Here is a 15,238-nt window from a genome sequence, read left to right as displayed (position 1 = left end):
CGGGGTGCGCCCCCGGCGGACACGGTACGGCGCCGGGCCACCGGGGCCGACGCCGTACCGGGTTGCTGCTTCATCAGCCCGCGTCCCGGCGGGTCCAGCGGAAGACGCGCTGGGCAACGAGGAGGCCGACCACCAGCCAGACCGACAGCACGATCGCACCGGTTCCGAGCTGCCACGAACCGCCCGGCTCGTTCACCTCGAACCCGTCCGGCAGGAACACCGACCGCATGCCCTGCGCGAGCCACTTCAGCGGGAAGATCTCCGCCACCGTGCGCATCCAGGCCGGCAGGCTGCTGTAGACGAAGTACACACCGGAGATGAACTGCAGCAGCAGGACTACCGGCGTCACCACCGCGGACGCGGCCCGACCGGACTTCGGTACGACGGAGAACGCGATCCCCAGCACGCACCCGGACGCCGTACCGAGGATGAAGATCCAGACGAAGTTCAGCCACTTCTCCGGCTCGCTCGGGATGTCGACGCCGAGCAGCAGTCCGGCGATCGCGAGCAGCAGCCCGAACTGCAGGACGGAGGTGACCAGGACGACGCCGATCTTGCCGATGAAGTACGACTGGGAGGACATCGGCGTACCGCGCAGCCGCTTCAGCACGTCCTGGTCGCGCTCGATCGCGATGCCGATGGACAGCGACTGGAAGCTGGTCAGGAAGATGCCGGAGGCAATCATTCCCGGGGTGAAGTAGGTGGCCGCGTCGACGCCGCCGGAGAAGTCGGTGCCGCTGAACACGGCGGAGAAGATGCCGAGGAAGATGATCGGGAAGAGGAACGTGAAGATCAGCTGCTCCCGCTCCCGGAAGAACTCCTTCACCTCCAGGCGGGTCCGCGAGACGCCGATCTTGAGGGGGGAGGGCAACGCCGTGCTCATCGAACCGCTCCTTCCAGGACCGGAGCGGCCGCGACCGCCCCGATCAGTTCCAGGTAGATGTCTTCCAGGCTCGGCCGCCGTACCTGCAGCTCCGGCACCTCGCCGTCGTACTGGGCCATCAGGCGCGCGACTTCGGCGGTCGGGTGATCGGTGCGCACCTCGCGCATCCCGTCGACAGACAGCCAGGAGACCCGTGCGGTCCGAGCGCCGCGCCCGCCGAGCGTGTCGGGGGTCGCGACCTCGATCATCCGGCCGTCGGCGATCACGGCGACCCGGTCGGCCAGGTGCTCGGCCTCGTCCAGGTAGTGGGTGGTGAGCAAGATGGTGGTGCCCTCGGTGCGGAGGTTCTCGATCAGCGTCCAGAACCGCCGGCGCGCCTCGGGGTCGAACCCGGTGGTCGGCTCGTCCAGGAACAGCAGTTCGGGGTTGCCGACCACGCCGAGCGCGACGTCGAGGCGGCGGCGCTGACCGCCGGACAGCTTGCGGGTCCGGGTACGGCGCTTCTCCTCCAGACCGACCGCGGCGATCACCTCGTCGGGGTCACGCGGGTTCGGGTAGTACCCGGCGAAGTGGTGGACCAGCTCGGCGACGGACAGTTCGGCCTCGTCGCGGGAGGTCTGCGACACGATCCCGAGCCGCGCCCGCCACTGCCGGCCCCCGTGCGCCGGATCGGTGCCCAGCACGCTGACCTCGCCCTCGTCGGCGTGGCGATACCCCTCCAGAATCTCCACGGTCGTCGTTTTGCCGGCGCCGTTCGGCCCGAGCAGGGCGAACACCTCACCGTGCTGGATGTCCAGGTCGACCCCGTCGACCGCCACCTTGTCCGGGTACCGCTTCACCAGCCCCCGCACCCTCACTGCGTTGTCTGTCTGCATGTCTCAACCTTCCCGGCCGCGCCCCGTCTCCCGGGAGCGTCGCCCGGCGGACTCCCTGTCCCCCGACCGGTGGACAGACCGTGTCCTACGGACAGGAGGTAGTGGGTCGGCGAGGGCAAACAGCGGTGATGATCAGGCGTGACGAGGAATATACGTAGACGACTACGTCCTGTTCTTAGGCACGCCGTGAGATGACGAGACCACCCGCAGCCGGTTAGCGTCTGGGCATGGCTCAGACGGTGCGTGGAGTAGTGGCGGCAGGCAAGGGCAAGCCGGTCTCGATCGAGGAGATCACGATCCCCGATCCCGGCCCGGGCGAGGCGGTGGTGAAGGTCCAGGCGTGCGGTGTCTGCCACACGGACCTGCACTACCGGGAGGGTGGCATCAACGACGACTTCCCGTTCCTGCTCGGCCATGAGGCGGCAGGCGTGGTCGAGTCGGTCGGCGAGGGCGTCACGGACGTGGAGCCCGGGGACTTCGTCGTACTGAACTGGCGGGCCGTCTGCGGCAACTGCCGTGCCTGTCTGCGCGGCCGCCCGTGGTACTGCTTCAACACCCACAATGCCAAGCAGAAGATGACGCTCAAGGACGGCACCGAGCTGAGCCCGGCGCTCGGCATCGGCGCGTTCGCCGACAAGACCCTCGTCGCGGCCGGTCAGTGCACCAAGGTCGACCCCGCCGCCAAGGCCGAGGTAGCCGGCCTGCTCGGGTGCGGCGTGATGGCAGGGCTCGGCGCCGCCATCAACACCGGGAACGTCGGCCGCGGAGACAGCGTCGCTGTGATCGGCTGCGGTGGCGTCGGTACGGCGGCCGTAGTCGGCGCCCGGCTCGCCGGCGCGGCGAAGGTGATTGCCCTCGACATCGACGAGCGCAAGCTCGCGGTGGCCCGGGAACTGGGTGCGACCCACGCGGTCAACTCCAAGGACCTGGACCACGACGGAGTCGTCGAGGCGGTCCAGGAGTTGACCGGTGGGGTCGGGGCGGACGTGGTGATCGACGCGGTCGGCCGGCCCGAGACCTGGAAGCAGGCGTTCTACGCCCGCGACCTGGCCGGCACCGTCGTGCTGGTCGGTGTACCGACGCCGGACATGACGCTCGACATGCCGCTGCTCGACTTCTTCGGCCGCGGCGGTTCACTCAAGTCGAGCTGGTACGGCGACTGCCTGCCGAGCCGCGACTTCCCGCTGCTGATCGACCTCCACCTGCAGGGCCGCCTCCCACTGGACCGGTTCGTCTCCGAGACGATCGCCCTGGACGAGGTCGAGGCCGCGTTCACCAAGATGCACCACGGCGACGTGCTGCGCTCGGTGGTCGTGTTCTAGGCCACCTTGAACGAGATCCACACGTCGGGCTTCTCGTCGGGCTTGCCCGGGATCGAGCGACGCTCCTGGGTCCAGACGTCGCCGGAGACCGCGGTGGCGACGCGCTGCCAGAAGCGGACGGCCTTCTCGTTGTTGTCCTGGAACGCGACGTCACAGGGGCCAGGGTGGTGTGCGAGTACGTCCCGCACCGCACGCAGTCCCAGACCGTTGCGCCGGACCGGCCGCACCATGAAGAAAGCGTTCAGGACGTGCACCGGTTGTTGCAGCGCCCGCATGAAGCAGAAGCCGATCGGGCTCTCGCCGTCGGTGAACAGGTACCCGGCCCATTCCGGGTCCCCGCTCAGCACCTTCTCCAGCCACTCGGTCCGGTAGCTCCCGTCCGGCCGGGGCAGCTGGCCCTGGAACTCGGACATGTCATGCCGGAACAGCAGCCACAACCTCTCCATCACGACCCGGTCCTCCGCGGTGGCACGCCGTACGAACATTGATCTCCTCAAGGGTGTGAGAACGCAGAAAAGCCTCCCGCCGGAAGAAGATCCGGTACGGAAGGCTTACTGCAGAACAGTTTATCAGGCCCGCGGTGCGGTGCTGCGCCCGACCCAGCTCATGTCCGGGTAGCGAGCGCCTGCCGGCGTGAGCCCGGACAGCGAGGCGAGGTCCTCGTCGGAGAGCTTCAGGTCGACCGCGGCCCAGTTCTCCTCCAGGTAGCGCCGCCGCTTCGTACCCGGGATCGGCACCACGTCATTGCCCTGTGCAAGCACCCAGGCGAGTGCCACCTGGCCCGGCGTCGCGTCGTACCGCTGGGCGATCGCGCGGACCTTCTCCACCAGCTCGAGGTTCGCCTCGAGGTTCTCGCCGGTGAAGCGAGGGAGCGTACGCCGGAAGTCGTCGTCCGCGAGGTCCGCCGGCAGTGCGCCCGTGAGCAGGCCGCGGCCGAGCGGCGAGTACGGCACGATCCCGATGCCGAGCTCCCGGCAGGCCGGCAGCACCGCTTCCTCGATGTCGCGGCTGAACAGCGACCACTCGGACTGCACCGCCGTGATCGGGTGGACCGCGTGCGCACGCCGGATGGTGTCCGCCGAGGCCTCCGACAACCCGAGGTACCGCACCTTCCCGGCCTCGACCAGCTCCGCCATCGCCCCGACCGTCTCCTCGATCGGTACGTCGGGGTCCGCGCGGTGCTGGTAGTACAGCTCGACGTGGTCGACGCCGAGCCGGGACAGCGACGCGTCGATCGACGACCGCACGTACTCGGGTGAGCCGTTCACGGCGCTGCGAGCGGCGGCGCGGGGATCGCCGACGATGCCGAACTTGGTCGCCAGGAACACCTCGTCCCGGCGATCGGCGATGGACCGGCCGACCAGCTCCTCGTTCGCGCCGAAGCCGTACAGGTCGGCGGTGTCGAGGAACGTGATGCCGAGATCGAGGGCACGGTGCAGTGTTGCGATCGACTCGGGGTCGTCGGGGGTGCCGTACGCGAAGCTCATTCCCATGCAGCCCAGTCCCAGCCGGCTGACCTCGGCTCCAGTGCTTCCCAGTTTCATCTCTCTGCTCCCACAGTTGGCATGGCTCCGCCCACCGAAGGACTCGTGAGCGTCCGTCGGCCGGGCGAAAAGGTGATTTACGGTTCGGCGGTGCCGCCGTACACGGTGATCTTGTAGTCGGTCACCGCCAGCGCGAGCTGCAGATCGTGCAACTGCTGCTTGATCCTGGCCCGGTGCTCCTCCATCAGGGCGAGCCGCTGCGGCCCCGTGTGCTCGCCCTCCTCGACCAGGTCGAGGTAGTGGCTGACCGTGCCGATCGGCATGCCGGACACGCGCAGCCTGGTGACGAACACGATCCGGGCCAGCGCCCGCCGGTCGTAGCTGCGGTAGCCGGTGTCGTCGCGCTCCACGCGGACGAGTCCGATCCGTTCGTAGTACCGCAGTGTGTGGGCGGTGAGCCCGGTGACGTCCGCGGCCTCGGCGATGGTCATCCGCTCGGGCAGGTCGTCCGGCAGATCGAGCAGGCACAACAGGTCGGCGTCGATCGGCTCCGGGCCCCCGTGGTGAGCGGCGATCGCCTGCCAGCGTTCCTGTGCGGTCAGCTCGGTCGTGGTCATGTCTTCGACCGTACGCCTTAGAGTGCGCTCAAACGCAAAGGTGACCTGGCCCACACTGCTCAGGCAGGCCGCTGGCAGTCCCCGCAGGTGCCGAAGATCTCCAGCGTGTGGCTGATGTCCGCGTAGCCGTGCTCGGCCGCGACCTTGTCGGCCCAGCGTTCCACCGCCGGCCCCTCGACCTCGACGGTGCGGCCGCAGTTGCGGCAGACCAGGTGGTGGTGATGACCCTTGGAGCAGCGCCGGTACGCCGTTTCGCCGTCGGCGGTCCGCAGTACGTCGACCTCCCGCGAGTCGGCCAGCGCCTGGAGGGTCCGGTAGACAGTGGTCAGGCCGACGGCCTCACCGGAGGTCCGGAGCTCCTGGTGGATCTCCTGGGCGGTCCGGAAGTCGTCGAGATTGTCGAGCGCCGACGCTACCGCCGCGCGCTGACGGGTCGAGCGTGTTCCGATGGCCACCGTTCCTCCTGTTCTCTGGTCCGCGTCAATTCTCGCAGAAGTCGGCAAGTCGGCGTTCATGTCAGTGCTCGTCCCAATGGTCACCGTGCGCGGCGTGCAGATGACCGTCGTGGACATAGTCGACGTGGTCGTCGTGCTCGACCTTGGTGTGGCCGCACTGCGGATTGTGCGCATGTGGGTGCCCGGCGCTCACGACATGCGGCTCCGGTGCCGGTACGCCGACCTCCGGTTCCGCGTCGGCCAGCGGCGCGACCCGGCCCTGCCGGCGGCGGATCAGGGTGCCGGCCGTTGCCGCCACCACGAACCCGGCCAGGGCCAGTACGACGATGGTCGCGCCGGGAGCGACGTTCGCGTTGTACGACGTGATGATGCCGGCCAGACAGGCGACGACACCGATGACGCACGCCGTGACGAACGTACTGCGGAACGACTGGGTGATCTGCTGTGCCGTCGCCACCGGGACGACCATGAGTGCGCTCACCAACAGCAGGCCGACAGTCCGCATCGCCACCGTCACAGTGACAGCAGCCATTACTGCGATGAGCAGGTTGAGCAGTTGGACCCGCAGGCCGGTCACCCGGGCGAACTCCTCGTCCTGGCACACCGCGAACAACTGCGGGCCTAGTCCGATCGCGACCACCAGGACGGTCACAGCCAGTCCGACGACGACGTACAGGTCGCTGGACGAGACTGTGGTCAGCGAGCCGAACAGATAGGTGTTCAGCGTGGCGGCACCTTGGCCCGCGAGGCCGATCAGCAGTACACCGCCCGCGATGCCGCCATAGAAGAGGAGAGCGAGGGCGACGTCGCCACTGGCCTTCCCGCGAGCGCGGACAAGCTCGATCGCCGTGGCGCCCGCGATGGACACGATGACCGCGGTGAACACCGGAGCGGTGCCGGTGAGCAGGCCGAGCGCCACACCGGTGATCGCGATGTGCCCGATGCCGTCGCCCATGAGCGACAACCGCCGCTGCACCAGGTAGGTGCCGATAGCAGGCGCGGACAGTCCAGTGAGCAGCCCGGCGATCAGCGCCCGCTGCATGAACTCCAGTTGGAACATGGTCATGAGGTGAGCCACCCCGGTTCGTCGCCGCTGTGTGAGTGGTGGACGTGGGCGTGGGTCTGGGAGGCGTGCGGCGGGCCGTCGTACACGATCCGGCCACGGCGCAGGACGACGGACCGGTCGATCAGCGCGTCCATCGGGCCGAGGTCGTGGCTCACCATCACCACCGTGGTGCCGCACGCGACCCGGTCCCGGATCGCGTCGGCGAAGATCTGCTGGCTGGCCAGGTCCACTCCTGCCGTCGGCTCGTCGAGGACGAGCAGCTCCGGGTCGGACACCAGCGCTCGCGCGATCAGGACCCGCTGCTGCTGCCCACCCGACAGCTCCGCGACGGCGTCCTTGCGCCGGTCGGCCATGTCGACGATCCGCAGCGCGTCCTCGACTGCCTGCTTGCCGGACGCGTGCATCGGAGTGAACAGCCGCCGCTGCGACAGCAGTCCGGACGACACCACTTCGTACACGGTCGCCGGTACGCCGCCTGCCGCGGTGATCCGCTGTGGGACGTACCCGATGCGCTTCCACTGCCGGAAGCGGGGGACCGGCGTACCGAAGAGGCGGACCTGTCCGCGGGCCGCGGGCAGCAGACCGACGACGGTCCGGATCAGGGTGGACTTGCCGGAGCCGTTGGTGCCGAGGACGGCGACCACCTCGCCCTGGCGGATCTGCAGGTCGACGCCGCGCAGGATCAGCCGGCCACCCAGCTCGACCGAGAGATCGGCGACCTGGACGGCCGGCGGAGCGGAGTCCGGTGGTTGTGATGTCACGCGCAGCTGTTCGCCTTCCGGAGCTCCTGCAGGTTCTCCCGCATCAGGGTCAGGTACGTCTCCTGCGAGTTCGCGTCGGACAGGCCCTCGATCGGGCTCAGTACGGCGGTCTGCACGCCGACGTCACGGGCGATCGTCTCGGCCACCTTCGGGCTGACCAGCTCCTCGTAGAAGATCGTGGTCACCTTCTGTGCCCTCACGATGTCCTGGACCTCCTTGATCCGGGCCGGGGTCGGCTCGGCGTCCGGGGTGAACCCGGCGATGCCGACCATCGTCAGACCGTATCGCTTCGCGAGGTAGGCGAAGGCCTCGTGGCTCGTCACGAAGGTCTTGAGCCGGCAGTTGGCCAGGCCGGTCTTGTAGTCGGTGTCGAGCTTGCCGATGTCGGCGAGCAGGGCTTTCGACCGCTCCTGGTAGCCCGCGGCGTTGGCGCTGTCGGTGGCGACGAGCTTGTCGGTGACCGCCTTGACGACATCGGCGTACCGGACCGGGTCCAGCCAGAAGTGTGGGTCGAGCGCGTCGTCGGAGTGCGCGGCGGGGGCGACGTAGGCCGCCGGCGTGACCGTGTCACCTGGCGTGGCAGCGCCCTGGGTCTCTTCGTGCTCCTCGAAGTCCGCGCCGGTCGCCTCCAGCTTGGCCGCCGGGGCGACGTCGAAGCCGGCGTCCTTGGCGTTCTGCTCGACCGCTTCGTCGACCGCCGGCTGCAGGCTCTTCTCGTAGACGACGAGCTTCGCCGATGCGATCGTGCCGACCTGCTTGGGGGTGAGTTCGAGATCGTGCGGCTCGACACCAGGTGCGGTCAGCGTGGTCACGTGCACCGCATCACCCCCCACTGTGCGGGCGATGAACTCGAGCGGGTAGAACGAAGCCACGACGTCGAGCTTGCCGTCAGCAGAGCCGCTGGCGGACGAGCCGCCGCATCCGGCCAGGGTGACGGCAGCCAGGGCAGTGGCGCCGGCGATGACAGCACGAAGACGAGATCTCATGACAATCATTTTCATTTAGTTGGAACTGATTGTCAAAACAGGGAGTTCATCCATGGCCAGTCGCAGCGTTGGACGCCGCCGTGCCGACCGTCGTCCCAACCGGCGCCGGAAGATCGATATTCCGCAGGGTCACGGGCATGGTCACGGGCACGGCCATGGCGATCATGTGGTGGATACCTCGGTGGTCGACTCGGATGCGATCGTCGCCCGGCGCGTCCGCATTGTGGTCGCGGCGGTCCTCGCGCCGCTTCTCGCGGCCGCGGTGATCGCCATGATCGTGATGTGGCCCGGCGGTGGCGTGAAGGTCGCGTCGTACCAGACCGACTCGGCCAGGGGCGAGGTCACCGCGCTGAAGCCGTGCGCCGAGAAGAAGGATCAGTGCGACGAGGCCACGATGAAGCTGACCAGCGGGCCGGACCTGGGCAAGTCGGTGCCGGTCCAAGTGCCGAAGGCCGGCCAGGCTCCGCTGAAGATCGAGGTCGGGCAGTCCTTGATGCTCGGCATTCAGAAGGGTGCCCCGCTCGAGCAGCGCTACCAGTACGTCGACCACGACCGGACGATGCCGTTGCTCCTGCTGGCCGCGATCTTCGCGGTCGCCGTGGTGGCGCTGTCGAGATGGCGGGGCTTCGCGGCCTTGATCGCGCTGGTGGTCACCGCGGTCACGCTGACCCAGTTCATCCTGCCCGCGATCCTGAAGGGCTCGAATCCCCTGCTGGTCGCGGTCGTCGGTGGAGCCGTGATCATGGCGATCGCGCTGTTCCTCACGCATGGGATCAACGCGGAGAGTTCGATCGCCTTGTCCGGGACGATCGCGGCCTTGGGTCTGACCGTGGTGCTCGGCTGGTTCTTCACCAAGTTCTGCCAACTGAGTGGACTGGCGTCGGAGGGTGCCTCCGGGGTGCAGGCCCTGGTGCCCGGCGTCGACCTGAAGGGATTGCTGGTGGCCGGCATCGTCATCGGGGCGCTCGGCGTACTCGACGACGTGACCGTCACGCAGGCCGCGGCCGTCTGGGAACTGTCCGCTGCGAACCCGGCCGCGACCCGGCGTGAGTTGGTCGGTGCGGGCCTGCGGATCGGCCGCGCCCATGTCGCGTCGGTCGTCAACACACTCGTGCTCGCGTACGCCGGTGCCTCGTTGCCGGTGCTGATGACCTTTGCGATCCAAGGCGTTCCCGGCCGGTACGTGATCTCCACCGAGATGGTGGCCATGGAGATCGTTCGCGGTCTGGTCGGCAGCCTCGGCATCATCGCCGCGGTCCCGCTCACGACGGCCCTGGCCGCGATGGCGGTGGCCGATCGTTCCCGCGACCTGATCTCGACCGAGCCCGAGCACGTTCACGAACCGGTGTAGCTGCGCACCATCCTCTTCCCCCGGGAGCACGAGGCTCCTAGAGTGCTGAGTAAGTCACGGAGAGTCCGCTCGCAACTACCTTCCGTGGCTGCAACGGGGTGAGGAGTGCTGATGAGATTTCGGCATCGGGACGGTTCGGCCGTTCACCTGGGGTACTGCGCGAACGTCCATCCGGCCGGCGATCTGGACGGTGTGATCGCCGGTCTCGACGGCTGCGCGTCCTTGGTTCGCAAGGAGTTGGACGTGCCGGTGCTCGGTGTCGGCCTGTGGTTCCCGAGCACGCTGGCCGACCGATTGGCGAACTCGCCGGCCGCGCTCAACAGGCTGCGCCGGGCGCTCGGTCGCAACCAGCTCGAAGTCGTCACGTTGAACGGGATCCCGCACAGCTTCTTCACCGAGGAGATCGTCGGTACCAGGGTCTACTGCCCGGACTGGACCGAGCCGGAGCGGCTCCGCTACACCCTCGACCTGGTCGATGTCCTGGCCGAGTTGCTCCCGGACGATGCGGCGTACGGCTCGATCTCGACGCTGCCGCTCGCCTGGCGGGTGCCGTGGTCGAAGGCCCGCAACGCCGCGGCGCGGGAGGCGTTCGACCGGGTCGAGCGGCATCTCGCCCGGACCGAGGCGCGCACGGGCCGCCGGATCCGGATCGCGGTCGAACCCGAACCGGGCTGCGTCCTGGAGATGCTCGGCCAGGCCGCCGCCTGGCTCGCCCGCTATGCCAGCCCGTACGCCGGGGGATCGGCGATCGGACTGGGATTCGACACCTGCCATCTGGCTGTGCAGTTCGAGGAACCCGATCGTGGCTTCGAAACGCTGTGGCGAGCGGGCATCGATGTGGTGAAGGCGCAGCTGTCCGCGGCGCCCCAGCTCGCGGATCCGTCCGACTACTCGGGGCGTCGAGCGCTCGCGAAGCTGGGTGATCCGAAGTACCTGCGTCAGGTCCGGGAGTGGTGCGGTCCCGGTGTTGACGACGTCGAGCTGGCCTACCAGTTGTCGGGTCATGCGGCCTGGCGGATGCATGCGCATGTCCCTGTGCACAAGGCGTTACCGCCTCCGCTCACCGGCACGAACGGCGTACTCGACGACTGCTTGAACCGCCTCGTTGGTGGTGGTCACCCGTTGACGCACCATCTGGAGTCGGAGGTCTACACGTGGCCGCGGATGCCACGGACGCAGCAGAAACTGGCCGAACGCATCGCGGGAGAACTCGGCTGCCTTCGCAAACACCTGCTGGACCTGGGACTCGAGGCCTCAGGCTGAGCTCAGCGGGCAGGAAGGTGCCCGCGGCAACGATCGGCCGGCCGTGCCCTGACCAAATGCCGGCTCAGCTGCTGGCGATCTTGGAGACCGCGAAGAGCAGGATGATGAGGATCGAGAACACGCGCAGGAACCGCGGACCGGTGCCGACGGCGGGCCAGGACAGGAACCCGAGCCAGGCCAGCAGCAGCGCGAGCAGGATCAGCGCCGGGATTGCGATCACCAGCGGAGCGAAGACTCCGGCCAGGGCCAGCACCAGCGTGATGGCGGGGAGGGTAAGGGTGGGCATCCCGTGCAGCTTCGCCACGTACGGGTAACTGAACTTCGTGATCCGCTGCCGGAGCGGACTCTCCGGCTGACCGCTGGGGGAACTCATCTCCCCATTGTTCCAGGTCTTACAGTGGACCTCGTGTTCGTGGTGATCAGGTTCCGGGTGGAACCAGGGGAGCAGCCGGGGTTTTTCGAGCGGCTACGGGGCGCGGTCGAGGTGCTGGGGAAGCAGAAGGGGTTCGTCGCCGCCCGGGCCGGGCGGAACGCGGACGACCCGGAACTGCTCGCCTTGACGATGGAATGGGTGAACATCGGCAGTTACCGTCGCGCACTGTCGCCGTACGAGGTGAAAGTGGCCGCCGTCCCGCTGCTGTCCCAGGCGATCGACGAGCCCACCGCGTACGACGACGTACCCGAGTTCCTGCCGTAGCAGCGGTCGTTCGGCCGGATGCGACGGTGGCCACCCCGGACCGATAGCCTGGACCCTTCGTACGCAACCTGTGCCCGTTATCTGGAGTCGAAAAGTGCCCGTGGAAACCGTCGATGCCGTCGTCAGCCTCAGCAAGCGGAGAGGCTTCGTGTACCCGTGCGGCGAGATCTACGGCGGAACCAAGTCGGCCTGGGACTACGGGCCGCTGGGTGTGGAGCTGAAGAACAACGTCCGGACCCAGTGGTGGCGGGCGATGGTGACGAGTCGTGACGACGTCGTCGGCCTGGACTCCTCGGTGATCCTGCCGACCAAGGTCTGGGAGGCGTCCGGGCACCTGTCGGAGTTCGTCGACCCGCTGACCGAGTGCCAGTCGTGCCACAAGCGGTTCCGCGACGACCACCTGCGCGAGGACTACGCCCGGCGCAAGAACAAGGACGCCGACGACGTCAAGCTGGCCGAGATCGCCTGCCCGAACTGCGGCAACAAGAACACCTTCACCGAGCCGCGGATGTTCAACGGCCTGCTGAAGACCTACCTCGGTCCGGTGGAGTCCGAGGAGGGCCTGCACTACCTCCGCCCGGAGACCGCGCAGGGTATCTTCATCAACTTCGCGAACGTGATGGGCACGGCCCGGAAGAAGCCGCCGTTCGGCATCGCCCAGGTCGGCAAGAGCTTCCGCAACGAGATCACCCCGGGCAACTTCATCTTCCGGACCCGCGAGTTCGAGCAGATGGAGATGGAGTTCTTCGTCGTACCGGGCTCGGACGAGGAGTGGCACGAGTACTGGCTGAAGACCCGCTGGGACTGGTACCTCGGCCTCGGGCTGAACCCGGACAACATGCGGTTCTACGAGCACCCGAAGGAGAAGCTGAGCCACTACTCGAAGCGCACCGTCGACATCGAGTACAAGTTCAACTTCGGCGGCAAGGAGTTCGACGAGCTCGAGGGCATCGCGAACCGGACCGACTTCGACCTGTCCACCCACTCCAAGCACTCCGGTGCCGACCTGTCGTACTTCGACCAGGAGAAGGGCGAGCGCTGGACGCCGTACGTGATCGAGCCGGCCGCCGGCCTGACCCGCAACGTGCTCGCGTTCCTGCTCGACGCCTACACCGAGGACGAGGCGCCGAACGCGAAGGGCGGCGTGGACAAGCGCACGGTGCTGCGGTTCGACCCGCGGCTGGCGCCGGTGAAGGCCGCCGTACTGCCGCTGTCGCGCAACGCCGAGCTGTCCCCGAAGGCGAAGGACCTGGCCGCCGAACTGCGGAAGAACTGGAACGTCGACTTCGACGACGCCGGTGCGATCGGCCGCCGCTACCGCCGGCAGGACGAGATCGGTACGCCGTACTGCATCACCGTCGACTTCGACACCCTCGACGACCAGGCCGTGACGATCCGGGAGCGCGACTCGATGAAACAGGAACGGGTCGCCCTCACCGAAGTCACCGGCTACCTCGCCCAGCACCTGGTCGGCTGCTGACATGGCGGCTCGGCGGTTCCTCGGTCGTGACCACCTGCGCTTCGGACTGACGGTCTTCGGCCTGTCCGCGGTGATGGTGTTCGTGCTGGCCGCATGCTCGGACTCCAAGCCGCAGGCGGCCGACGACAGCCCCGGTCCGTCGACGCCCAAGTCGAGCTCGAACTCGCCGATCCCGACCGCATCCACGCCCGCGCTGACCCCGCTGCCGACACCGTCGAAGCCCTGGCCGACGCCGAAGGTGACCGGCGAGCCGGCGAACGACGCGCCGCTGGCCGACCGGATCCGGTTCGCGATCGCCAAGCAGGCGCAGATCGCGGCCGGCAAGTCCGCCACCACGACGGTGAAGTGCCCGGGCATCGACGACGTGGAGAAGCCTGGCAATCACTCGTTGACGTGCACCGTCACGTATGGCGGGAAGCCGTACACCGGGACGCTGACGGTCGACGCGAAGCAGTACACGGCGTCGTACAAGTTCACCTCCGACTCGGTCGCGATCGTGAAGGCCAAGGTGGTGGACGCTGTGCTGCGGACGGCGCCCGACGCGGCCAAGGTGACCTGCACGATGGCTGATGTTGCCGTGGTCAAGCATTCCGGCGAGCCGATCGCCTGCGACGTCACCACGATGTCGAATGCGGTCGAGCCGTACGAGGCGCAGATCTCCGGCAACGGCCAGGTGCTGGTGGCGAAGGCCTGAGTCATGCTGCAACTGGGCAACCTCACGATCGACACACCCGTGGTGCTGGCGCCGATGGCCGGCATCACCAACGCGGCGTACCGCAGACTCTGCGCGGAGCAGGGCGCCGGGCTGTACGTGTGCGAGATGATCACGTCGCGCGGGATCGTCGAGGGTGACCAGAAATCGCTCGACATGCTCACGTTCGACGAGCGGGAAACGGTCCGCTCCGTGCAGTTGTACGGCGTCGATCCGACGTACATCGGTCGTGCCGTGCAGGTGTTGTGCGATCAGTACGGCGTCGCGCACATCGACCTGAACTTCGGCTGCCCGGTCCCGAAGGTGACCCGCAAGGGCGGCGGCGCCGCGCTGCCGTGGAAGCGCAACCTGCTCGGCGCGATCCTGCGCTCGGCGGTCCACGCCGCGACGCCGTACGGCGTACCGGTCACGATGAAGACCCGGATCGGCATCGACACCGACCACCAGACGTACCTCGACGCGGGCCGGATCGCCGAAGAGTCGGGCGCCGCGGCGATCGGGTTGCACGGGCGTACGGCGGCGCAGGCGTACTCCGGTCAGGCCGACTGGTCCGCGATCGCTTCGCTGGTGGAGCACGTGAGCATCCCGGTGCTCGGCAACGGCGACATCTGGGAGGCGGGCGACGCTTTGCGGATGGTGGCGGAGACCGGGTGCGCGGGAGTCATCGTCGGGCGCGGATGCCTTGGCCGGCCGTGGCTGTTCCGGGACCTCGCGGTCGCGTTCTCCGGTGGGGAAGCACTGAACCTGCCGACCCTCGGTGAGGTCGCTGTCGTGATGCGCCGGCACGGTGAGCTGCTGGCTGACCTGATGGGGGAGCCGCGCGGCCTGCGCGACTTCCGCAAGCACGTCCCCTGGTACCTGAAGGGCTTCCCAGCCGGCGGCGAACTCCGCGCCGCGCTCGGCATGGTCGAGTCGTTGGCGCAGCTGGACGAACTGCTCGCCCAACTCGACCCGAGCGTTCCCTTCCCGGTCGCCGAACTGGGCGCACCCCGAGGTCGCCAAGGCAGTCCCCGCGACCACATCGTCCTCCCACAGGGCTGGCTGGACGACACCGACGGCCTCACCGCCGACCTGGCCGAAGCCGAACTAGGCGTCTCCGGCGGCTAACAGGACACAGCCTCCGGCCGCGGCTGCATTGGCGCCTTCGGCGGACCGCGGCTCGTCACACGCCCGGAGGTCCTCCGCAGAACGGATGTGATGCCCGAAAGGGCAAGGATTCGGCAGAAAGTCGTGTGGGCTTGGGGCTTCTGCTGACTCGTCGCGGTGTGCGGGCGCGTTGAGGTCGG

General features: G+C 68.2%; 17 protein-coding genes. 7 read left to right on the top strand and 10 right to left on the bottom strand.

Annotation, left to right across the window (positions count from 1 at the left end):
* Positions 1-73 precede the first annotated feature (73 nt).
* Positions 74-883 carry an ABC transporter permease gene (locus ACIBG5_RS29295; protein ID WP_396394695.1) on the bottom strand — a complete coding sequence of 270 codons (810 nt, stop codon included), beginning with the start codon at positions 881-883 and terminating at the stop codon, positions 74-76.
* On the bottom strand, positions 880-1,758 hold the full coding sequence (locus ACIBG5_RS29290; RefSeq protein WP_396394693.1) for an ABC transporter ATP-binding protein: 879 nt from the start codon (positions 1,756-1,758) through the stop codon (positions 880-882). Before ACIBG5_RS29290 ends, ACIBG5_RS29295 begins: the two co-directional genes overlap by 4 nt.
* 227 nt (positions 1,759-1,985) lie before the next feature.
* Here ACIBG5_RS29290 and ACIBG5_RS29285 point away from each other — a divergent pair, with 227 nt between their 5' ends.
* A complete protein-coding gene (locus tag ACIBG5_RS29285; protein WP_396394692.1) occupies positions 1,986-3,080 on the top strand; it encodes an S-(hydroxymethyl)mycothiol dehydrogenase in 1,095 nt (364 codons plus the stop codon).
* Here ACIBG5_RS29285 and ACIBG5_RS29280 read toward each other — a convergent pair.
* From ACIBG5_RS29280 to ACIBG5_RS29250, 7 genes are all read right to left on the bottom strand, one after another.
* A complete protein-coding gene (locus ACIBG5_RS29280; protein WP_396394690.1) occupies positions 3,077-3,565 on the bottom strand; it encodes a GNAT family N-acetyltransferase in 489 nt (162 codons plus the stop codon). The two genes, ACIBG5_RS29285 and ACIBG5_RS29280, sit on opposite strands and share 4 nt — an antisense overlap.
* 84 nt (positions 3,566-3,649) lie before the next feature.
* On the bottom strand, positions 3,650-4,624 hold the full coding sequence (locus ACIBG5_RS29275) for an aldo/keto reductase (RefSeq protein WP_396394689.1): 975 nt from the start codon (positions 4,622-4,624) through the stop codon (positions 3,650-3,652).
* 77 nt (positions 4,625-4,701) lie between these two features.
* The gene (locus tag ACIBG5_RS29270) at positions 4,702-5,181 is read right to left on the bottom strand and encodes a MerR family transcriptional regulator (protein WP_360455681.1); all 480 of its coding nucleotides are present in this window, start codon (positions 5,179-5,181) and stop codon (positions 4,702-4,704) included.
* A gap of 59 nt (positions 5,182-5,240) precedes the next feature.
* The gene (locus ACIBG5_RS29265) at positions 5,241-5,636 is read right to left on the bottom strand and encodes a Fur family transcriptional regulator (protein ID WP_396394688.1); all 396 of its coding nucleotides are present in this window, start codon (positions 5,634-5,636) and stop codon (positions 5,241-5,243) included.
* Between the two features lie 61 nt (positions 5,637-5,697).
* Entirely contained in the window at positions 5,698-6,702 is a 1,005-nt protein-coding gene (locus ACIBG5_RS29260; RefSeq protein WP_396394687.1) for a metal ABC transporter permease, read from the bottom strand.
* The gene (locus ACIBG5_RS29255; RefSeq protein ID WP_396394686.1) at positions 6,699-7,463 is read right to left on the bottom strand and encodes a metal ABC transporter ATP-binding protein; all 765 of its coding nucleotides are present in this window, start codon (positions 7,461-7,463) and stop codon (positions 6,699-6,701) included. Before ACIBG5_RS29255 ends, ACIBG5_RS29260 begins: the two co-directional genes overlap by 4 nt.
* Positions 7,460-8,449, bottom strand: coding sequence for a metal ABC transporter substrate-binding protein (locus ACIBG5_RS29250; protein ID WP_396394684.1), 990 nt, complete (start codon positions 8,447-8,449; stop codon positions 7,460-7,462). The genes ACIBG5_RS29255 and ACIBG5_RS29250 overlap by 4 nt, the downstream gene beginning before the upstream one ends.
* A gap of 181 nt (positions 8,450-8,630) precedes the next feature.
* On the opposite strand from ACIBG5_RS29250, the gene ACIBG5_RS29245 reads away from it, so the two are divergent.
* Both ACIBG5_RS29245 and eboE read left to right on the top strand, forming a co-directional pair.
* Positions 8,631-9,800: a YibE/F family protein gene (locus tag ACIBG5_RS29245; protein ID WP_396394683.1), complete on the top strand. Its 1,170-nt coding sequence runs from the start codon at positions 8,631-8,633 to the stop codon at positions 9,798-9,800.
* Positions 9,801-9,911: 111 nt separating this feature from the next.
* Positions 9,912-11,063: a metabolite traffic protein EboE gene (eboE, locus tag ACIBG5_RS29240; RefSeq protein WP_396394682.1), complete on the top strand. Its 1,152-nt coding sequence runs from the start codon at positions 9,912-9,914 to the stop codon at positions 11,061-11,063.
* Positions 11,064-11,127: 64 nt separating this feature from the next.
* Here eboE and ACIBG5_RS29235 read toward each other — a convergent pair whose 3' ends face one another.
* Entirely contained in the window at positions 11,128-11,436 is a 309-nt protein-coding gene (locus ACIBG5_RS29235) for a DUF6703 family protein (RefSeq protein ID WP_396394681.1), read from the bottom strand.
* A gap of 33 nt (positions 11,437-11,469) precedes the next feature.
* Here ACIBG5_RS29235 and ACIBG5_RS29230 point away from each other — a divergent pair, with 33 nt between their 5' ends.
* From ACIBG5_RS29230 to dusB, 4 genes are all read left to right on the top strand, one after another.
* Positions 11,470-11,760, top strand: coding sequence for an antibiotic biosynthesis monooxygenase family protein (locus ACIBG5_RS29230; protein WP_396394680.1), 291 nt, complete (start codon positions 11,470-11,472; stop codon positions 11,758-11,760).
* Between the two features lie 94 nt (positions 11,761-11,854).
* Positions 11,855-13,240, top strand: coding sequence for a glycine--tRNA ligase (locus ACIBG5_RS29225; RefSeq protein ID WP_396394679.1), 1,386 nt, complete (start codon positions 11,855-11,857; stop codon positions 13,238-13,240).
* A gap of 1 nt (position 13,241) precedes the next feature.
* Positions 13,242-13,934 carry a hypothetical protein gene (locus ACIBG5_RS29220; protein ID WP_396394677.1) on the top strand — a complete coding sequence of 231 codons (693 nt, stop codon included), beginning with the start codon at positions 13,242-13,244 and terminating at the stop codon, positions 13,932-13,934.
* 3 nt (positions 13,935-13,937) lie between these two features.
* Entirely contained in the window at positions 13,938-15,059 is a 1,122-nt protein-coding gene (gene dusB / locus ACIBG5_RS29215; protein WP_396394676.1) for a tRNA dihydrouridine synthase DusB, read from the top strand.
* Positions 15,060-15,238: the final 179 nt, after the last annotated feature.

This window comes from Kribbella sp. NPDC050241 (assembly GCF_044459685.1).
Lineage (GTDB): Bacteria > Actinomycetota > Actinomycetes > Propionibacteriales > Kribbellaceae > Kribbella.
This window is presented reverse-complemented; position numbering and strand designations above follow the sequence as displayed.